The organism is Paenibacillus sp. FSL R7-0297, from assembly GCF_038009025.1.
Classification (GTDB): Bacteria; Bacillota; Bacilli; order Paenibacillales; family Paenibacillaceae; genus Paenibacillus_AQ.
In genome coordinates, this window is sequence record NZ_JBBPAQ010000001.1 from 3,766,304 (window position 1) to 3,785,912 (window position 19,609).

Annotated in this window: 18 protein-coding genes and 1 riboswitch; of the genes, 12 read left to right on the top strand and 6 right to left on the bottom strand. The window is 50.1% G+C overall.

What is annotated here, in order from left to right; translation table 11 throughout:
- Positions 1 to 2 precede the first annotated feature (2 nt).
- The 12 genes from MKZ24_RS16445 to MKZ24_RS16500 all read left to right on the top strand — a co-directional run bounded on the left by MKZ24_RS16445 (position 3) and on the right by MKZ24_RS16500 (position 12,627).
- A complete protein-coding gene (locus MKZ24_RS16445) occupies positions 3 to 536 on the top strand; it encodes a spore maturation protein (protein ID WP_156123243.1) in 534 nt (177 codons plus the stop codon).
- Positions 515 to 1,150, top strand: a complete 636-nt coding sequence (locus MKZ24_RS16450) for a hypothetical protein (protein ID WP_156123241.1) — start codon at positions 515 to 517, stop codon at positions 1,148 to 1,150. Before MKZ24_RS16445 ends, MKZ24_RS16450 begins: the two co-directional genes overlap by 22 nt.
- Positions 1,151 to 1,199: 49 nt before the next feature.
- Entirely contained in the window at positions 1,200 to 1,688 is a 489-nt protein-coding gene (locus MKZ24_RS16455; RefSeq protein WP_042237687.1) for a hypothetical protein, read from the top strand.
- Positions 1,689 to 2,500: 812 nt separating this feature from the next.
- Positions 2,501 to 2,845: a hypothetical protein gene (locus tag MKZ24_RS16460; protein WP_042237685.1), complete on the top strand. Its 345-nt coding sequence runs from the start codon at positions 2,501 to 2,503 to the stop codon at positions 2,843 to 2,845.
- A 20-nt stretch (positions 2,846 to 2,865) separates the two neighbouring features.
- Positions 2,866 to 3,624 carry a pseudouridine synthase gene (locus tag MKZ24_RS16465; RefSeq protein WP_039301714.1) on the top strand — a complete coding sequence of 253 codons (759 nt, stop codon included), beginning with the start codon at positions 2,866 to 2,868 and terminating at the stop codon, positions 3,622 to 3,624.
- Positions 3,625 to 3,736: 112 nt separating this feature from the next.
- The gene (locus MKZ24_RS16470; RefSeq protein ID WP_340784629.1) at positions 3,737 to 4,261 is read left to right on the top strand and encodes a redoxin domain-containing protein; all 525 of its coding nucleotides are present in this window, start codon (positions 3,737 to 3,739) and stop codon (positions 4,259 to 4,261) included.
- A complete protein-coding gene (gene resB / locus MKZ24_RS16475) occupies positions 4,258 to 5,946 on the top strand; it encodes a cytochrome c biogenesis protein ResB (protein WP_042237683.1) in 1,689 nt (562 codons plus the stop codon). Before MKZ24_RS16470 ends, resB begins: the two co-directional genes overlap by 4 nt.
- Positions 5,943 to 7,205: a cytochrome c biogenesis protein CcsA gene (gene ccsA / locus MKZ24_RS16480; protein ID WP_042237681.1), complete on the top strand. Its 1,263-nt coding sequence runs from the start codon at positions 5,943 to 5,945 to the stop codon at positions 7,203 to 7,205. Before resB ends, ccsA begins: the two co-directional genes overlap by 4 nt.
- A gap of 75 nt (positions 7,206 to 7,280) precedes the next feature.
- The gene (locus MKZ24_RS16485) at positions 7,281 to 7,997 is read left to right on the top strand and encodes a response regulator transcription factor (RefSeq protein ID WP_039301726.1); all 717 of its coding nucleotides are present in this window, start codon (positions 7,281 to 7,283) and stop codon (positions 7,995 to 7,997) included.
- Entirely contained in the window at positions 7,998 to 9,437 is a 1,440-nt protein-coding gene (locus MKZ24_RS16490; RefSeq protein WP_042237678.1) for a HAMP domain-containing sensor histidine kinase, read from the top strand.
- A gap of 121 nt (positions 9,438 to 9,558) precedes the next feature.
- Positions 9,559 to 11,052: a glycerol kinase GlpK gene (glpK, locus tag MKZ24_RS16495; protein ID WP_042237677.1), complete on the top strand. Its 1,494-nt coding sequence runs from the start codon at positions 9,559 to 9,561 to the stop codon at positions 11,050 to 11,052.
- A gap of 241 nt (positions 11,053 to 11,293) precedes the next feature.
- Positions 11,294 to 12,627, top strand: a protein-coding gene (locus MKZ24_RS16500) for an IS3 family transposase (RefSeq protein WP_156123488.1) whose coding sequence is annotated in 2 segments (ribosomal slippage) — positions 11,294 to 11,675 and positions 11,675 to 12,627 — 1,335 coding nt in all. Because the reading frame shifts where the segments join, the coding sequence is not laid out codon by codon here.
- 104 nt (positions 12,628 to 12,731) lie between these two features.
- Here MKZ24_RS16500 and MKZ24_RS16505 read toward each other — a convergent pair.
- The 6 genes from MKZ24_RS16505 to MKZ24_RS16530 all read right to left on the bottom strand — a co-directional run bounded on the left by MKZ24_RS16505 (position 12,732) and on the right by MKZ24_RS16530 (position 19,482).
- The gene (locus tag MKZ24_RS16505; RefSeq protein WP_042237675.1) at positions 12,732 to 13,724 is read right to left on the bottom strand and encodes a 3-oxoacyl-[acyl-carrier-protein] synthase III C-terminal domain-containing protein; all 993 of its coding nucleotides are present in this window, start codon (positions 13,722 to 13,724) and stop codon (positions 12,732 to 12,734) included.
- Between the two features lie 101 nt (positions 13,725 to 13,825).
- Positions 13,826 to 14,176 carry a hypothetical protein gene (locus tag MKZ24_RS16510; RefSeq protein ID WP_042215586.1) on the bottom strand — a complete coding sequence of 117 codons (351 nt, stop codon included), beginning with the start codon at positions 14,174 to 14,176 and terminating at the stop codon, positions 13,826 to 13,828.
- Between the two features lie 200 nt (positions 14,177 to 14,376).
- A complete protein-coding gene (locus MKZ24_RS16515) occupies positions 14,377 to 14,739 on the bottom strand; it encodes a carboxymuconolactone decarboxylase family protein (RefSeq protein WP_042242919.1) in 363 nt (120 codons plus the stop codon).
- Positions 14,740 to 14,790: 51 nt separating this feature from the next.
- Positions 14,791 to 16,434, bottom strand: a complete 1,644-nt coding sequence (locus tag MKZ24_RS16520; protein ID WP_340784638.1) for a thiamine pyrophosphate-binding protein — start codon at positions 16,432 to 16,434, stop codon at positions 14,791 to 14,793.
- A gap of 118 nt (positions 16,435 to 16,552) precedes the next feature.
- A riboswitch (cyclic di-GMP riboswitch) is annotated at positions 16,553 to 16,649 on the bottom strand.
- A 503-nt stretch (positions 16,650 to 17,152) separates the two neighbouring features.
- Positions 17,153 to 18,403: a methyl-accepting chemotaxis protein gene (locus MKZ24_RS16525; protein ID WP_042237673.1), complete on the bottom strand. Its 1,251-nt coding sequence runs from the start codon at positions 18,401 to 18,403 to the stop codon at positions 17,153 to 17,155.
- A 119-nt stretch (positions 18,404 to 18,522) separates the two neighbouring features.
- The gene (locus tag MKZ24_RS16530) at positions 18,523 to 19,482 is read right to left on the bottom strand and encodes a helix-turn-helix transcriptional regulator (RefSeq protein WP_042237671.1); all 960 of its coding nucleotides are present in this window, start codon (positions 19,480 to 19,482) and stop codon (positions 18,523 to 18,525) included.
- Positions 19,483 to 19,609 lie beyond the last annotated feature (127 nt).

A 19,609-nucleotide genomic window follows, 5' to 3' on the forward strand; every position in this document is an offset into this window, starting at 1 on the left:
TCTTGTTCCAGTTCATCAGTCTAATATCCGCCTGGGCGATTCCGGTAATGGTCACCTTTATTCCGCTATATGCGTTCTCCCGCAAGGTTCCGGTCTACGAATCTTTTGTGGAAGGTGCGAAAGACGGCTTCGGCACAGCCATTGCGATCATCCCCCATCTTGTCGGCATGCTGGTGGCGATCAGTGTCTTCCGCGCTTCGGGTGCGCTGGACTTCCTGATGGGCTTTGTAAGCCCTCTTGTACAAAGTCTTGGGATTCCTGCTGAAGTCCTCCCGCTCGGTCTCCTGCGCCCTCTGACGGGCACTGGATCGCTTGCCTATACGACAGATCTGATCCGGGTCCACGGCCCGGACTCATTGATAGGCATGATTGCTTCTACTATACAGGGCAGCACGGATACAACCTTATATGTGTTGACTGTTTATTTCGGCGCTGTGGGGATCCGCAACGGCCGTTATGCCCTTAAGGTGGGTCTGTTCTCGGATGTCGTCGGCTTTATCGCAGCTATTGCAGTTTGTCTGCTGGTATTCGGGTAAGAGAATTTTTTTGGAGCAAGAAGGAGTATTGCAGCTCTGGAAAGAATTGTTCACTGGCAAGGATTTCAATGGATAGTTTCTGCCGTAGCATTGAACTTCCAGAAGGAGTAACGCCAGTGGGAGAAATGATTGTTATTTTACTGTTTCTTTATGCATTTGTTTTCATTCATTTGATCCGGCATGCGGCTGATGTTTTACGGGAAGAGTGGAAGCAGGAGCAGGACCGGAAAGATCTGGCCCGCAAACTGCTGATTTTATGTGGAGGGTTTATCCTGCTTCTCCTGATTGATTTTTTGGTCCTGAATGTAGGCCGGGAACACGCAGGAAGTGGCGTCCTGCAATACAACGCAGTGCTTGGGGTCATCGTGTTCTCAGGACTCTTAGCGCTTTTTGCCCGAAGGAAGATTCTAGCTGCCTTCATGGGATGCTTGTACATATATGATCTGATTATGTTCCATTATTACGGAGCCAACATTACAGGTAATGGTCTGGATGATTTCGGACTTGGCTTAAACAGCATGTTCAGTTCATTCATGAATCTGATTGTTGCTGTAGCGGCACTTTTATTAGACCGAGCTGTTCCGCTGGAAGAGCCGGACGATACGATAGTATAGTGAATGGGCACTGCTGCACATCGATAAGTTAAAGGGAGCATGGAGCAAAGTGGAACCTATTGTTTTTTTGTTGGCCTGTTACATACCCGTTTTACTGTATCTGCTCCATTTCGGGACAGATGTTTTTGAGACAGCGTGGAATTTGAACCACCGCGTTCTGATCCGCAATTTACTGCTGTTCTTTGGAGTGTTTTGCCTGCTTCTCGTTATTGGCTTTCTCGTTTTGAATGTGAACCGGAAGCTTGCGGGAGGGGACTCGATTTTATTTTTGAATATTTTTTGCGGAGCTATTGTACTTGCCATCCTGCTGGGCATCTTTGCCGGCCGGTATGTTTTCGCAGGAATTATATCTATTTTGTATGTGTTTGATCTCGTTCAGTTTCATCAATTCCTTGCCGCCGTTACCGGAGACTCTTCAAAGGACAGCGGTATCGGTTACGGATATCTCTTTACTTTGTTCATAAATCTGGCTGGTTTTGCCGCAGCTGTTTTTATAGATCATATAGTCCAGCTAGTCCAGCGGAGAACCAAGGCTTAAGGTTACATAAGGATTTGAAGCTGTATGTTTATATGGGGTTGTACACCGCTGAGCAACCGGGTACATGCAGAATGTTGTAAGGAATACAACTCACATACAGCGATAAACCGGTTTGCGGGAGGATTGTTGTATGTAGTAGAAGAATTTTTCCGTTTTTTCTCCAAAAAGGAGGGGAAATGATGCCTTTTATACAACAATCTTCGATTAAGGCCTATATCTCGAAGGAAATGTTGTATTTCGTGCAGGATTTAGACTGCGAGATAATGGTACGGGCACCGCGGCCACCCGGAAGCTCAAATAATCATCGAAGGCTGGCTCTAAGCTGATACTTTAAGTTCAGCTTATCTCTGCTTCTCTGCTTCTCTGCTTTCTTAGCGCATGTTCCAAGCAATGCGCAGCAGCAGCTTGCCCCTGCAGTCTTCACCCACTACCCCAGGGTGAGGACTGTTTGTTTCATTCTTTGAAATAGTTGGCGTACTGGGCTGGCGGTGTAACGGAGAGGGAGTTTGGAACTGGAGGAGCGTTAGCGGCCACCTTTAAAATTGGATTTCAACTGCCGCATGGCAGTTGGATCAAGGGAATCCTACTTTAACAGCGGCCGGAAGTCCAAACATTCCCCGGAGTTACGAGTAGTCCGCGCCGGCTTTGCCCCCGCGCCCCGCTTTTGCCCCCGCGCTCCCGCCCGCTTTTGCCCTCACGTTCCCCGCAACCTCAGGCCACGCCTAACCCCAAAGATTTTAACAATCGGCCATCACCTCGCACCTTTTCACTTCATATGCTATTTCAGCAATACGGAGGAAGGAGGGCAAGGGATGGAATACAAAGGCTTTATTCTTCATCATTCCCGCTGTCCGTCCATTAACGGCAAGGGCTTTGACTTCTGGGTCGGGCTGGAAGGGGGGATCTACGCTGCGCCGCTGCTGACAGATCCCGAACATATTCATATCTGCCTGGAAGGGAACTACGGTGAAGAGGATGAGCTTCCCGGCTTACCGGAACGCCAGCAGCAGCTATTTGCGGCAGGCAAACTCATTTTGGAGCTGGCAGGGCGCTATCAAATTGCGCCATTACTCGTTGAACCGCATAGCCAAACTTGTCCGGGAGCATTTTTTCCATGGAATGATCTTGTGATTTATCCCTCCGATGGTTATCATTAACCTGAGGTGAGTAGTCGAAAATGGAAAGATTACAGAAAATTTTGGCGCAAGCAGGTGTTGCGTCCAGACGCAAATGTGAAGAAATGATTTTGGCCGGTAAAGTGGAAGTCAACGGGGAACTCGTAACTACGCTTGGCACGAAGGTGGACCCCGCAACAGATATTATTAAGGTCTCCGGTAGACTGATCCGGGGCGAGAACAAAATCTACATCATGTTCAATAAGCCCAAGGGTGTAATTACAAGCGCATCCGATGACAAGGGCCGCAAGGTGGTAACCGATTACCTGAAAGGCATTACAGAGCGCGTATACCCTGTAGGCCGTCTGGATTATGATACGGAGGGGCTGCTGCTGCTGACGAATGATGGTGAGTTTGCGAACCTGCTCACGCATCCGAAGCATCACGTGCCGAAGACGTATCTGGCGACGGTCAAGGGTGTGCCGCACGGCACGGCGCTGGACAAGCTGAAGGCCGGAATTAAGCTGGAAGACGGCATGACGGCTCCGGCAGAAGTTGAATACAAAGACGTCGATGAAGCCAATAAAGAAACGGTCATCAGCATTACCATCCATGAAGGCCGCAACCGTCAGGTACGGCGGATGTTTGAGGCAATTGCCCACCCGGTGATCCGACTGAAACGGATTTCGTTCGGAGATATCCTGCTCCAGAATCTCAAACGCGGTTCTTACCGTCATTTGACCAAGGATGAAATCAATCATCTGCAGCAAATAGCCAAGGCCGGCGCGCTAAGAGAGAATACGACACGCAAAGACACATAAAGTTCACAATTCCCCCTCCTAAAACTGTGACAATATTCGTTATAATGTTCATAGGATGTTCACACCTAACAACTAAAGTAATGAGTTGCGTCACAGAAGGGGGCACCCTCGTATGGGCAAGGCCAGAAAGCCAATACAAATCGTGATACTATTTCTAATCCTTCTGCTCGGGGGTTATGCAATCGGTTCCTCCGTGTTCGGAGGGGACGGCAAACCCACGGAAGGCGGGAGAGCGCCGGACTTTGAACTGCTTGGGCTGGACGGCGTGACCCATACGCTGGAGGAGTACAAAGGAAAGTCGGTTGTGCTTAACTTCTGGGGCTCCTGGTGCGCCCCTTGTGTCAAGGAGATGCCTGCCCTGCAGGCACAGTGGGAGAAGTGGAAAGACCAGGGCGTAGTGGTCGTAGGCGTTAATGTAGGCGAGGATCAGATGACAGTGGACAATTTCGTGAAGCTCGTGGATATCGATTTCCCGGTTGTGATGGATACGGGGCGTGATGCCGTCCGCAGTTACGGGGTTTCCCCGCTGCCTACCACCTTCTTCATTAATACGAAGGGCAAGGTAGACAGCATTCATATCGGCCAGCTGGATTTGAGCTCGCTTGACGAGCAAATCGGGAATCTGGTGGGAGAATGAAGGAGCACATGCCGCTAATCAGCAATACCAAATGTGAATGCGGTCACCAGAATCCTGTGGGCACTGTTCTCTGCGAAGCCTGCGGCAAGCCGCTGGATGAGAAGGAATGGAACTCTTCCGAGAATCTGGAGATGCGTTACGATGGGGTAGCCCGCCGTTCACAGCGTGTAGGTCCCGGAGTGATCGACAGGGTCTGGAACTTTTTTTCCTCAGTCAAAATCGCCATCTATCTGATTGTGCTGACACTGCTAGGCGCTATGCTGGGTACCATTTTTCCGCAAGAGAGCACTTTTCTGAATATTGACGCTTCAACATATTATCAAGAAACGTACGGAACAGCCGGGAATATATATTATAGACTCGGCCTTTCGCATACCTATGAATCCTGGTGGTTTGTGACGCTGCTCGTAATGATCGGAGCTTCTCTGGTCATTTGCAGCCTGGACCGTGTGCTTCCGCTGTACAAGGCATTAACCCGGCAAAAGATCCGCAAGCATCGCCAGTTTCTGACCCGTCAGAAGCTGACGCTCGTAACGCAAGTGGAAGAGGAACCGGAGGTGTGGGTGGCGCGCATCGTCCAGCCGCTCAGGAAGAAAGGTTACCGCGTCCGGACGGAGGGCGGCGCTTTATTGGCCGAGAAACACCGTTTCAGCCGCTGGGGACCTTATGTAATACATATCGGCCTGATTATTTTTTTGCTCGCCGTGCTGGCGAGAGGACTTCCGGGGCTGAATATGGACCAGCATCTTGCTTTTCCGCAAGGGGAGACCGTCAAAATACCGGACACCAGCCTCTATCTTAAGAATGAGAAGTTCACCGTAGAATTCTACACGGAAGAAGAGATGCCTGAGGAGTTCCGCGGAATCAAGGTGCTTCCCAAGCTCTACGAGACCCGGGCGGTTCTCTATGAATGTACTGCCGGTTGCACGGACCCGTCTAAGGAGCCGGAGCTTACGGAAGTGGCCCGGCATGACATTCAGGTGAATTCACCGCTCAGCTACCAAGGATTGAAAGCGTATCAGTTTGATTATGACCTGACTCCTGTGCTGCGTTCTGTGCAGCCCGGTCTGACGAATTCCTCCACTGGCGAGATTTACGGCAAGCTTGAACTGGATATGAAGAATCCGCAGCGCAGCTTCCAGGCAGGTCCATATACGCTGGAGCTCAAAGAGAAATATATGGATTTCGGACTGAGCGATCAAGGCCAGCCAGTGTCCAAGTCGCCGTATCCGAATGCCCCTGCATTCCTCTTCCTTATTAAAGGGCCGGAGCTTCCGGCCGGGGGGCAGCAGTATTTCTATTTTCCGAAACAGATTGACAAGGAGCAATTCCAGCAGTCAGCCATCAACGACAAGCTTGGCGGCAGCGGGCGGTTCTTGGAGCTTGAGGTCGGCAGTATGAGTGATGTTGACTTCTCGGAATCCACCACCTATCTCAATGTACGGGTCGACCGGGCAATGCCATTTGTCTGGGTTGGTGCGGGCATTATCATGCTGGGGCTGATACTCGGCTTCTACTGGCAGCATAGACGCATCTGGTTGACTGTCGACGGCGGGGAACTGGTGCTAGGAGGCCATACGAACAAGAACTGGTTCGGCTTCCGCCGTGAGATCGTTTCTATTCTCCAGAAGATAGACATGACAGTCGATGAAAAATCATTGGACAACGGAGGAGGCCTGGCATGAGCTTGCTCGATTTCAGCAGTGACGTCTTTATTGCCGCATTCTTTTTATACAGCGGAGCATTCATGTTGTTCACCATCGCCATTATGGGGCGCAGATGGTCCGGCAGGAAGCCGGAGGAGCATACCGCACGCTGGGGGAGAATCGCTTTTATCGCCTCCTCGCTCGGGCTGCTGTGCCATCTGGCATACTTCATTACACGCTGGATGGGATCGGGTCATATTCCGGTAAGTAATATGTACGAGTTCATGACTTTTTTATCGATGATGGTAATGGTTGCGTTTACTGTGATCTTCGCGATTTACCGCAAAATTATTCTCGGTGTCTTCGCGGTTCCGATCTCGATTATTGTGATGGCGTATGCAGCGGTATTTCCGCAGGAAGTACAGCCGCTGATCCCCTCGCTGAAATCCATCTACCTGAATATTCATGTCACACTGGCGGCACTCGGGGAATCATTTTTTGCCGTAGGCTTCGCGGCCGGACTGATGTATCTCCTGCGTACGGTGAATTTTAACAGCAGGGAACGCGGTGACCGCAAGCAGCAGAGACTTGTCGAATTTACTCTCTTCTCAATCATTGTTATAATTGGTTTTCTTGGATCTGTATTTGCATTCCGCGGTGCCGGCTATGAATCTGTTTTTGTCCGTTCGAACGTTACGATTGACAGCCCGGGGCAGGGAGATAGTACAATAGAGAAAGTGAGTTATAAAATGCCGCCGATTGTGGCACCTTACCATAGCGAAATTGAGAGCTTCCAGTCGTTTCTTGGCATAAAAGAACCGCTCTTCGAAGCTCCATCCTGGATGAATGGTGTCAATGCCGGGCGCAAGTTCAATACCGTTATCTGGTCACTGCTGTCCGGGCTGATTCTATATGGAATTCTCCGCCTGGCTGTCCGCAAACCGCTGGGTAAGGCGATACATCCGGTTCTCGACGGAATTGATGAGAATGATCTTGATGAAATAACGTACAGGGCAATCGCCATCGGTTTCCCGATCTTTACACTGGGGGCTTTGATTTTTGCGATGATATGGGCTCAAGTGGCCTGGGGCAGGTTCTGGGGATGGGACCCTAAGGAAGTGTGGGCACTCGTCACCTGGTTGTTCTACAGTGCTTATCTCCATTTGCGGCTGGCCCGCGGATGGCAGGGACGCAAGTCCGCTTGGCTCGCTGTACTCGGCTTTCTGATCGTAATGTTTACCCTGGTTGGCGTTAATCTTGTGATCGCCGGACTTCACTCTTATGCGGGGACAGACTGAGTAGACTATATTCTCTGGCACGCACAAGATTTAGGGTAACGTTCTACTGTATTTGATGAAGGGGTTGTTGTGTAAATGGCAGAGCACTTGAATAGAATTCTGGTGGTGGATGACGAAGAACGCATCCGCCGCCTGCTCAAAATGTATCTTGAAAAAGAAGGTTATGAAATTGACGAGGCAGAAGATGGAGAAATTGCTCTGCGCAAAGCAACAGCCAATGACTACGGTCTGATATTGCTGGATGTCATGCTGCCGGGCATCGACGGGATTGAAGTGCTGACCAGACTCAGAGGAGTCAAGTCTACGCCGGTCCTGATGCTTACTGCCAAGGGTGAAGAGATTAACCGGGTTCAAGGGTTTGAAATGGGCGCAGATGACTATGTCGTTAAGCCGTTTAGCCCGCGTGAAGTGATTTACCGGGTGAAGGCGATAATGCGCCGTTCTTCCGCAACTGCTTTTTTGTCCAAAGAGAGCAATTCAAGCAACAATATCGTGTTTCCTTTTCTTATTATTGAGCATGATGCACACCGCGTAACCGCCGGCGGCCAGGAGGTAAGTCTGACCCCTAAGGAATATGAGCTGCTGCATTATTTGGCGATCTCCCCGGATAAGGTGTTCTCGCGTGAGGAACTGCTCAAGGATGTGTGGAATTACGAGTTCTTTGGAGATCTGCGTACCGTGGATACCCATGTCAAGCGTCTTCGCGAGAAATTGAATAAGGTGTCCCCGGAATCGGCGGCTATGATCACTACCGTATGGGGAGTCGGCTATAAGCTTGAGGTGCCTAAATAAGTGAATTTCTGGAGAAGTCTTGTCGGTAAGCTGTGGATCACGATCATCTGTCTGGTTGCTGTCGTGCTCATTACGCTAGGGCTGTTTCTGTTACCCTACATCGACAGTAATTTCGCCAATTCCGGGGCGATCAAGCGTTTATTTATGTATACCTGTATGATCGGGTTTTCCTTAACGACATTCTTTGCCTTATTCCTGTTTACGAAGATTACCCAGCCGATGCAGCAGGTGATTGAGGCGGCCAATGATATCCGCCGCGGCGAATACGGGACGAGACTGACGCTGGTCACCAGCGATGAGATCGGCCAATTGGCGACATCCTTCAATCACATGGCAGAAGAGCTGGAAGAGAATATACGCAGTCTGAATAATGAAAAAGGGCATTTGTCCAGCGTCCTGCGCAGTATGAGTGATGCGGTGATCACCTTCGATATTGAGGGGCAGATTATCCTCACCAATCCGCATGGCCAGGCGCTGCTGGAAACCTGGAGTGATCTTACCTGGGAGCAGGAAGAGGATAGCGGGCTGTATCCACAGGCTGGACCTGCCCGTGATGTGCCTCCGCCGCTGCGGCCGTTGTTCTTCAGTACCCTCAGCGTAGGAGGCGATAAACGCTCCAATATCCATGTCCGGCAGGGTGTATGGTCTGTGCATATGGCACCCTTATATTCCGAGGATAATCTCCGCGGGGCGGTGGCGGTGCTGCGCGATGTGACGGAGGAAGTGCGGCTGGAGAAGATGCGCCGCGATTTCGTCGCCAATGTCTCGCATGAGATCCGCACACCACTCTCGATGATGCAAGGCTACAGCGAGGCGCTGCTGGATGGAATGGCCTCCTCCCCGGAGGAGAGCAGTGAGCTGGTCCAGGTGATCCACGATGAGTCGCTCCGTATGGGCCGGCTGGTGAAGGATCTGCTCGATCTGGCCCGCATGGAAGCGGGGCATACAGATATGCTGAAAGTGCAAGTGGATGCAGGGGAACTGCTGGAACGGGTGTACCGCAAGTTTTCGGTTAGAGCCAAGGAGCGGGATATTATTCTTGAGCTGAAGAGACCGGATACCGAATTGCTCCTTAAGGCTGCCGATGAAGACAAGCTGGAGCAGGTGCTCACCAATCTGCTTGATAATGCGTTCCGCCACACGCCGGCCGATAAACGGATATGCATTCGGGCGGATTCCACCGTGCTGGAAGGCCGGAGGGTTCTGGAGATTGAGATACGGGACCAAGGGGTGGGCATAACGCCTGAGGATCTGCCGTATATCTTTGAGCGCTTTTACAAAGCCGACAAAGCACGTGTAAGGGGAGAATCGGGAGGGACCGGTCTGGGACTAGCGATTGTGAAGAACATCGTCGAGTCGCATCATGGGAGTATCCATGCCTCGAGCAAGCTTGGAGAAGGCACCGCTTTTACCCTGCGGCTTCCTGTCGAAAAACAGTAAATCCGGACAATGCATGACAGCGCCTCTGACAGCAGAGGTGCTTTTTGTTGAAACCACCACATTAATCTTGTTCAACGTGGAACATATCATAGAAGCTGAGGCTTGCAGGAGGCTGTGCATAATGATCTTATCCTTGGACCAAGGTACCACCAGTTCACGCGCGATTCTCTTTGATGAGGAGGCGGGAATGATCGCGCAAGGGCAATATGAGATTAGACAATCCTTTCCCCGGCCGGGTTGGGTAGAGCATGATCCGGAGCAAATCTGGGAGAGTCAGCTTGCTGCGGCCAGAGACGCTATTGCGGCAAGCTCCGCCCCTGCTGATAGTATTACGGCCATCGGCATTACCAACCAGCGCGAGACTGCACTGATCTGGGACAAGACTACCGGAACGCCGGTCTATCCGGCGATCGTCTGGCAGGACCGCCGGACTGCGGAGCAGTGTGAGGCGCTTAAGGCGCAGGGAATGGCCGGAGAGATCGCTGAGAAGACGGGTCTTGTCATCGATGCTTATTTCTCGGCAACGAAGTTGGCCTGGATTCTGGACCATGTGCCGGGGGCGAGAGAGCGGGCGGACCGGGGGGAACTGCTGGCCGGAACCGTAGACACCTGGCTGATCTGGAAGCTTACAGGAGGCGCTGTGCACGCTACGGATGTTACCAATGCTTCACGTACCATGCTCTACAACCTGCATGAGCGCAAATGGGATGACGGCCTGATCGAAGCGCTGCGTATTCCGTCTTCGATTCTGCCTGAAGTGAGGATGTCCGGCGGGGACTTCGGGGCTGCAGACAAGCAGTGGTTCGGTGTAGACATCCCCATCCGTTCTGTGCTTGGGGACCAGCAGGCGGCATTGTTCGGTCATACCTGCTTGGAGGCAGGCAGCGCCAAGAACACCTACGGCACAGGCTGTTTCATTCTGATGAACACAGGGACTGAGGCAGTGACTTCGAGTCATGGCCTGTTGACCACGGTAGCCTGGGGCATGGGAGACGAACTCTATTATGCCCTTGAGGGTAGTGTGTTCGTGGCTGGAGCAGCGGTACAATGGTTGCAGGAGGGCCTGGGGCTGATCGTAGCCCCAGCCGACTCGGAAGAGAAGGCGAGTGAGGTGGAGGACAGTGAGGGGGTTGTGGTCGTACCGGCCTTTACCGGCCTTGGTGCACCCTACTGGGATATGTATGCCAGGGGTGCCGTGTTCGGACTGACCCGGGGAACGACTGCCGGACATCTGGTCCGCGCAACACTGGAGTCGCTGGCCTTTCAGTCCCGCGATGTCATCGGGGCGATGGAAAAAGACGCTGGCATGCCGCTCAGCGGCTTGAGAGTGGATGGAGGCGCCGTGCGTAATAATCTGCTGATGCAGTTCCAGGCGGACATTCTTGGGAGCGACGTAACCCGTACAACGTATGCGGAGACCACAGCGCTCGGTGCTGCGCTGCTGGCAGGCCTTACCTCCGGCATATGGACCCGGGAGCAGCTGGAGAGCTTCAATAAGGCCGAGAAGGTATTCTCGCCGCAGATGGGGACGGAAGAGCGTGAGCGCCGTTACAACGCCTGGCAGGACGCGGTGTCCCGGACAATGGGCTGGGAGAAGCATGAAGGACAGAGGTAACGAGAACAGCTGCTGATATGGCAGCCTGCGCTTACCGAATGAACCGGATAGATTCACCTTAGGCAGGATGAACGCTGCAGGTTCTGTCTGAGGTGAGTCGAAACCTGAAGTATACATAAAGAAACAGCCCGCTGGCAGAAGTTGAACTGTGACCCACAAGAAAGACACTTTGAAAAAAGTGACCTTCTTGTGGGTCTTTTGTGTTTTAATCAGAATATTGGAAAAGGAGCGGGATAAGACTGTGGGAAATTTAAATCGAACCCTATTTACGGAAGATATCATTAGAAGATTAGAGAAGAATCCAAATGTTCAGCGAGTATCCGAGACGAATATTTCGTATACTGCTGAGTTTAAGTTGGCGGCAGTGAAGGCCTACAACGAGGGGACACCCCCGTCAGAAATATTTCTTAAGGCGGGCTTTGACCTAAATCTCATCGGTTCTAAAAAACCAAAGCATAGTTTGAAACGCTGGAGAGATAGCTTTGCTAAATATGGTGAACTAGGACTACTGGAAGAACGGCGTGGCAAAGGCAGCGCTGGACGAAAGCCTGCATGTGCCTTGTCTGCTGACGAAGAACTGAAGCGCGCAAAGGCGAAGATTAAATTACTAGAAGCTGAGGTCGACTTTCTAAAAAAGCTCGAAGCGCTCGAACGGAACCAAGGAAAACCTTAACACCTTCGGAGCGCTACGAAATCATTTATCACACCCTGAGAGCCCATGGATTAAGCCGTATGACTCGTTATCTATGTGGAGTCGCCGCTGTGAGCACCAGTGGCTATTACAGATGGCTGGGCGCCGAGCAAAGGCGTCAACTTCGTGCAGCCGACGACGAGCGCGACCTTGTTCTTATTAAGCAACACTTCAACGCATTACAAGGAAGAGCTGGCGCTTTGGTGATTAAGATGCGTTTGGAGCATCTCAGCGGTGTCACCATGAATCACAAGAAGATTCGCCGATTAATGCGTAAATTTAACCTTGTCGCAGCCTTACGGCAAGCTAATCCGTACCGTAAGATGGCAAAGGCAACGCAGGAGCATCAGACCTGCGCAAACTTACTGAAACGCCAATTTGACCAGAAAGAGCCGGAGAAAGTCTTTCTAACCGATATCACCTATCTGCGGTACGGAAACGGACAGTGGGCTTATCTTTCGTGCATAAAAGATGGAGCAACCCGGCAAATTCTTGCTGACTGTGTAGCAGGGACACTAGAGTTACCACTCGTTGAAAAAACCATTCGGCGTCTGCTGGAACGGCTTGATGGAAATCTTCATCCAGAAGCCATTTTCCACTCCGATCAGGGCATGCACTACACACATCCTAAAACTCGTCTCCAAATTGAGCAGGCAGGTTTTCAACAGTCTATGTCCCGTAAAGGGAACTGTTGGGACAATGCATCGATGGAGTCGTTCTTTGGGCATATGAAAGATGAAATGAGCGTTCGAGATTGTCAGAATCTCACAGAAGTCAGGGCTCGTGTTTCGGAATATATTGCCTACTATAACTCCGAGCGATACCAATGGACATTAAAGAAGATGACTCCTGACGAATTCAGAAGTCATCTCCTTGCGAGCTAGCTCTAGGGTATTTCTTTTAAACCGTCCTCAAATCGGGTCACAGTTCAAGTTCTGCTGCGGGCTGTTTGGATATCAACGAGAAACTATAAGTTCAACAGCTAAGATTAATACTCCATTACAAGAGCGACGTTCTGCCATCCGGCGCCTACTGTCCAGAACAGGACCTTGTCTCCGCGTTCAAGCTGTCCGGTAGTCACTGCTTTGTGCAGGGCGATAAACGGACTGCTGGTGGAGGTATAGCCGAATTCATCCCCGATGTAGACGGCTGCATCAGCGTCAATTCCGGTTTTGCCGGAAACGGCCTTGATGTTCGGAAGTGACAACTGGGAGAAGCAGGCGGCCTTGATGGATTCAGGTGCGATTCCGTTATTGCTGAGCAGAGTGTTGATTGATTCTGAAGCAGCATCCACACAGATGGAATCATCGAACGGGATGAACTTCACATTGAATTCTCCTGCAGCCACACCTGTACGTCCGAGATTAGCTAAACCTTCCGCCGGGAACAGCGAGTTACCGTAGACGCAGGTGTCGGTCTGATAGATCGAATCGATGAAGCCTACCGAATTCTCGTCACGCTCCAGAATGAGCGCAGCAGCTGCATCGCCGAAGTTGGCGTAATATACCGGGTCATTCTTGTCCGCATGCGGGGCAACGTAGTCAGAACCGATGACAAGTGCACGGCGGATTCTCGGGTTCGCCATCATTTGACGGCTGACCTGTTCAACCGAGGCAGTCATTCCTGCACAGTTGGCATTACTGTCGATACAGATCGTGTGCGATGCACCATTAATCAGGCGGTGAATCATCAATGAGTTCGTTGGGAAAATATATTCAGGAGTCTGGCTTGCATAAGCGATCAGGTCAATGTCTGCACCGGTCAGGCCGGTCTTGTCCAGTACATTGCTTGCGGCTTCAAAAGCCATTGTCAGGGAGTTCTCATCCTTGCTGTCGATACTGTAGCGGTTTTCACGGCCAAGAGCAGCCAGCAGGCCACGGATATCAATTCCCTTCTCATCGAAGTGCTGAATGAAGAAGTCATTGCCGATTCTTTTGCTTGGATGATAGATATCAATGTCCTTAATGCGAATCCCTGCCATAGTAAACCTCCTAAAAGTTTTGTAGCCCGTAAGCATACACTTCGTTTCGTGAGCGAATCTTGCGTTTCAAACCGCTAATAATGGTTTAACAATAAGTTAACTTAAGCTTGTACGGTAGACGTAATTTCCAGGTTTTCGAGTCCTGCTTTGCGGCCCAGACGCGCCAGCTGCATTTTGAGAATAGGGTTATTCTCAAGGGTAAGGCTCACTTTTTGGAAGCCGTCTGCCTTGAACATGATGAAGCAGCCTTCGAGCAACGGCACCACATCTGGAGCGGTTACATTAAGCTTGCGGCAATCGATATCCAGTGCATATTCGGATGGGTTGATCGGATTGATGGTCTGCTGATAGGCTTGTATCGATTTAAGACCGTCCTCGTTCGAGAAGGTTCCTTCCAGCTCGATGTTAATTACTTTCTTCGCAGTGTCCGTTTTCAAAATAAATTGTCCCATGTTCATCTCTCCCGTAATTTAAATTGCATGACTATTCAGAGTGACCTGATGATTCATCATGTTGATATCCCGAAAAACTACGTTCCTGCGACGATATTCGACAAAGTGAACTTGGTTTTGGGATATTTTGCCTTCATTATAACCAGAACTTTCTTGATTACGCAATACATAAGTCGAATGATGTAATATTATGCTATTAATTAACGAATATCTTCCAGCGTCTGCAGCAGAACATTGAACGCCGAGATCACTCTGGGTGCGCCGATACAAGGTGTCAGATGAAGCAGGATACCTTTGATTTGATCTACGGTCATCCCCACGCGAAGCGCCATTACATAGTGAACACCCAACTGCTCAAATTGTCCCATGGTGATCAAAGAAGAGATGACAGCAATTTCTTTCCAGTCAGAGCCGATGGTGGTCCGCTGAAAAATATCACCGTATGCATTGCCCATGATATACTCGGCTAATTCGGGAAAATGCTCTTTAATAGGAGCTAGGGCTTTGGCCCCATAGTCCCCGGAAAGATTGGTGAAATGATCCAGTCCACTGTCTACGTTCATATTCACTTGTTTGCCTCCTGATAGTAAGTTAGAGAATCAGTAAATTACAGCCTAGTTGAGATCCAGTGTACGGTGGGCCGTAGGAGGCATTTCGTCACGGTCGGTCAACAGCTCAATAACGGCTACGCGGTTAAGTTCAACTGCTTGGCTGATTGCAGAGGCAAACTCCTCTTGCGTCTCTGCGCGGAAGCCGGCGGCTCCCAGGGACTCAGCAAATTTCACTGCATCCATAGGGACTTCGAAAATGGTTCCATCGATACGTCCTGTTGTTTTTTCCATACCCTTAAGTGCCATATCCAGCTGCATATTGTTCACAACGATGAAAATAACCGGGATATTCTTGCAAACCGCTGTGTTAATTTCAGTTCCGAGCATCATGAAACAGCCGTCACCGGTAATGCAGAAGACCGTCTCTTCCGGCGAAGCAGTTTTGGCACCGATGGCCATGCCGATTGAATTCCCCATGCAGGCAAAGTAGGCATCAAATACAAAGCTCCCCGGTTTCTTCACGTTGAACCATTTGACCGCATTGAAGCCGTGGCTGCCGTCATCAACAAACACACTGCTGTTGTATGGAATCAAATCGCTCATCGTGCTCATTACCGAAGCCAGCGAGAGCTTGGGCAGCACTGGCAGCTCTTCAGTATAATGATTGGAGATCTCTGTTTCACGTCTGGTTATGGTGGACGGATCAACCTTGCTGAGATACAGCTCCAGGTTGTCACGCAAATCGCCGCCGACGGAAAGAGTGCGGGAAGTCAGTATTTTACCAACAAAAGTAGGATCAACATCGAACTGGATCAGCTGATCCGGATGATTCTCCCTCTTCAGATTGCATATGGTCATATCACTCAGACGCGAACCAAGCACGATAAACAGATCACTGTTGTTCAACATCTCATCCCCGTGCGTACATCCCCCAACGCCCACAGGACCGTGATAGAGCGGATGATCCGCAGCAATGGCTCCTTTACCGCCGGGAGAGGTTACTACAGGTATGTTGAACGTCTCGGCCAATTGAACCAGTTCCTTGTGCGCACCGGAGCGGTTAACCCCTTTACCCGCAATGATCAGAGGTCTGCTGGAAGCATTGATCGCTGAAATGAACCGTTCGTAGTTGGCGTAGCTGACGAGCTTTTCCCGCTGCGGCAGGACAATCCGGCATTCTTCAAGGCGCTCGGTCTGAACATCAAACGGAATACATAAATGAACAGGTCCTTTCTTGTCACCAAGGGCGATAGACAGGGCATGATTGAAAATTGTACTGAAATGGTCGCCGCGTTCAACCAGCTTGCTGAAAAGAGTGGCTGGTCTGAACATGTCCGCCAAATCAGAGAGATAGGATGTAGAATCCTGACACTGGGGAATACCCAGCTCTTTAATGGACTGATGGCCTGTAATGAATAGTACCGGGAGATTGTTGGCTTTGGCGTGTGCTGCTGCGGTTAGCAGGTTCGTTCCGCCTGGACCGGAGGTGCCGAAGGCTACCCCGAGACTGCCTGTTTTCAGTGCATAGCCGCCTGCTGCAAAGCCGGAGCTGGACTCATGTCGGCCGGGAATAAACTCAATGCCATAGTCAACAAGCTTGAGGGCTATAGGACAAATGGACTTGCCAATAATACCAAAAGAATGTGTTACCCCAAGATCGCGTAATGCTTCCGCCATATAATCTGCAACTGTCTTCAGAACATCCACCCCACAAGTTGTTTTTTGATTGTATGCTAGCAATAGAAAACCTGTACTCGAAATAGGAGCACAGGCCTGTTGCACGAATCACCATTACTGAACCGGATTCCCGGGGGGTTCATAGTTTTTCAGCAACCTGGCTGTCATGATCTCACCGGAAAAGTGAGACTGTAGATCCATGGCTTTGCGTCATTCCCTTTCGGTGAATTTTGCCTCTTATGTTGTTATCAATACAGCGAAGGATAATTTTCCTTTACAATATATTCCTCGCTCGCCTTTTGTCAATAAGCCTTGTGCAACAAAACGCGAAATTTGGCGAATATTCAGAAGTAATAGGAGATGAAATAATAGATATTCAAACTTTTGAAAATGGATGCGTCTGGAAGGCCAAAGTCTTATAATGCAAATGCGGAAAAAGAGCAGGGGTTAATCTGCATAAGCCATAAGCCTCATAACATTATAGGAACCTCATGAAACCATGCGGATGTATTAAAATTATAGGCTGGTAGAACCCCGGAATAGGTCTTAAGAAATGGGTAATTAAAATTTGAAATTATGTTAGTTTATTAGTAATAAAGAATTAGCAGTAAAGAAGTGCAAAGGCGGTTTTTTTACGTTATGCACTATTTTAACACTTTGTGAATATTACATCACAATCTTTTTTTTCATGCCAAAAAGAGACCTTTCCCTCAGACTGCTCTGTGGAAAAGGTCTCTTTGGGCTGCTGCTAGAATTTGAAAATATGGATTGTTTTTTGCAGCTGGAAGACAGATTGTGTCATTTTATCGGTCTCTTCCGCTACGGACTGCAGGGCATGAATTTGTTCGTTCATCGCTGCGGATACCTCCTGGGTACCTGCTGCTGTCTCCTGGGTAATGGCTGAGATATTCTCTATCGCTCCAGAGATCTTGAGCGCGCTCTCCAGCATCAGATCACTCTCTGCGGAGAAGGAGGAGATCTGCTCGGTTATGTATTGCACACTATGTACGATTTGCGCGAAAATATGTGCGGTCTCCGTAATCATCTCGTTCTGCACCTGAACAACCTCTTCATTAATAGCGATATTATCGATAGCCTGCTTGATATCGGCCTCGATGCTACGGACCAGCCCGAATACTTCCTTGGTGGAGGCGGTTGATTCTTCGGCAAGCTTGCGGACCTCCTGGGCTACTACTGCGAAACCACGTCCGTGTTCACCTGCGCGTGCAGCCTCAATAGAGGCGTTAAGTGACAAAAGATTGGTTTGTTCGGCAATTTCCGTGATGGTCTTGGTGATCATGGTAATCCCGCGGGCATTCTGTGAGAGTGCTTCGATCGTATCTGCTACTTTTTGCGTAGCCTGGATATTCTTCCGCATGCCTTCGGCTTGAGTGTCCACGGACTGGCGTCCCTTTTCAACCAGCTCCAGCGTATGGGTGGAGCGTTTATTCATTTCTTTGGTGGAGTTCGTATAATTGGAGACTTTAGTTTCGATATCTTTGATCGATTCCGTCATGTCGGCAATATCTACCGAGATTTCATTCGCACCCAGGGCAAGTTCGTTGGAGGAGGAGGCTACCTGTGTCATTACGATCTTAAGGTTCTGGTTCTTGTCCTCAATACCCCGGCTGGCATCCATAACCTGGCGGGTAAGCTGTGAAACATCGGTTAGGATCTTCTTCAATTTATCGATCATAGTGTTGAAGGAGCGGCTGATGTCGCCCATTGATCCGTTCTCGTCTGCACGGCTGGTGAAGTCGCCTTTGGCGATCGTATGCGTCACATTGGAGATATCCTCAAATGAAGATGTAAGCGTTCTCTCAATGAAGCGCGCAAGCGGGTAGGTCAGTGCAGCCAATACCGCAATCAGAATAATACCGATAATTACCTTGCCCATTGCGATGAGCGTAATTAATACAGGGACAGCGAATAAAGCGGCGACCAGGTAACATCCGGCAACGATTCTTTGTTTTAACGGCAGCTTGTTCATCCAGTCCATAGACTATAGTTCCCCCTAGAAATAAATATTGTGTATTGTAATATTATAGGGGATTAAAGCGTAATCGGTCTATTGTAAGAACTGACATAATTCTTTCCGGCTGTTCAAAAAGAGTATGTTTACACATTGTCTGCATATAATGCAGCCGCTTCGCGCAGAGTGGTCGCAACATTGTCAGCAAGCTCTGCCGGAGCGGTAACTCTAATGCCCGGGCTTAGGGATAAGATGATCCTGCAGGCAGACTCCAGCGTATTGAATTCGGCTTCGACTGTGTACCAGCCGGGTAAGGGTGAATGCTCCTTGAGTAGTACGGAAACATAACGTTCTTGTTTGAGATCCTTCATTATATTGTCCTTCACGAGCAGCTTGGCAGGATAGCGGGGCAATGCAGATTTGAATGCCATAGTAGAAGCTTCCCAGAAATGAGCCAGATTGAAATCATGGGGTCTGCTAAAATATTCATCCGTGACTTCAGCACTACTTATTCTGGATACCCGGTAGGTCCGCATTTCACCGCCTGTTTCGGCCACGGTATACCAGACACCACGTTTGGCTACGAGTCCAAAGGGTGAAATCAGCCGCTCTGATCTCTCCTCCCCGCGCATGTAACTGATTATCACTTTTCGGTCCTCCCATATAGCCTCCTGCAATGCAGTGAGACTGGGATAGGTTTCGCCCGACGGATGCCAGCCCGCACCATCAATATGAATACGCTCATTAAGAAGGCTGAAAGCTGCAGCGGGTTGTCTTGCACCAGCGGCCTGCAGCTTACGGACAGCGGAAGAGAACTCCGCCTGAATTCCCAGCGCCTGCAGAATGGCCGGGTCTGCCGGCAGCAGCAGCGCACCAATCTCTTTAGGGTTCATACCTGTCAGGGAGGTCCGGTAGCCCTCAGCCAGCCTCCAGCCTCCCTCCCGGCCGCGTTCTGCCAGCACGGGAATGCCGGAGATGCTCAGTGACTCCATATCCCGGAAGATGGTACGTTCGGAAACCTCCAGCGTTTGTGCCAGCTCGCGGGAGCTTATTTTACCGCGGCTTTGCAGCAGCAGCAGAATGGATAATAAACGGTCTGCTCTCATGGATGAAGACCTCCTGGTTATAAAGAGATTTTTCTGATTATTCAGGAACGGCAAAGCCGTTTCCACTTAAGCAGAACATATTTTAAGTTTATCATATATATATGTCAGTTGATGTCATATATAAGAG

Bases quoted from the DNA above. Each gene is read 5' to 3' on its own strand.
- MKZ24_RS16485 (WP_039301726.1), top strand. From the start codon at position 7,281: ATGGCAGAGCACTTGAATAGAATTCTGGTGGTGGATGACGAAGAACGC.
- ccsA (WP_042237681.1), top strand. From the start codon at position 5,943: ATGAGCTTGCTCGATTTCAGCAGTGACGTCTTTATTGCCGCATTCTTT.
- resB (WP_042237683.1), top strand. From the start codon at position 4,258: ATGAAGGAGCACATGCCGCTAATCAGCAATACCAAATGTGAATGCGGT.
- MKZ24_RS16470 (WP_340784629.1), top strand. From the start codon at position 3,737: ATGGGCAAGGCCAGAAAGCCAATACAAATCGTGATACTATTTCTAATC.
- MKZ24_RS16530 (WP_042237671.1), bottom strand. From the start codon at position 19,482: ATGAGAGCAGACCGTTTATTATCCATTCTGCTGCTGCTGCAAAGCCGC.
- MKZ24_RS16510 (WP_042215586.1), bottom strand. From the start codon at position 14,176: ATGGGACAATTTATTTTGAAAACGGACACTGCGAAGAAAGTAATTAAC.
- MKZ24_RS16460 (WP_042237685.1), top strand. From the start codon at position 2,501: ATGGAATACAAAGGCTTTATTCTTCATCATTCCCGCTGTCCGTCCATT.
- MKZ24_RS16515 (WP_042242919.1), bottom strand. From the start codon at position 14,739: ATGAACGTAGACAGTGGACTGGATCATTTCACCAATCTTTCCGGGGAC.
- MKZ24_RS16525 (WP_042237673.1), bottom strand. From the start codon at position 18,403: ATGGACTGGATGAACAAGCTGCCGTTAAAACAAAGAATCGTTGCCGGA.
- MKZ24_RS16465 (WP_039301714.1), top strand. From the start codon at position 2,866: ATGGAAAGATTACAGAAAATTTTGGCGCAAGCAGGTGTTGCGTCCAGA.
- glpK (WP_042237677.1), top strand. From the start codon at position 9,559: ATGATCTTATCCTTGGACCAAGGTACCACCAGTTCACGCGCGATTCTC.
- MKZ24_RS16505 (WP_042237675.1), bottom strand. From the start codon at position 13,724: ATGGCAGGGATTCGCATTAAGGACATTGATATCTATCATCCAAGCAAA.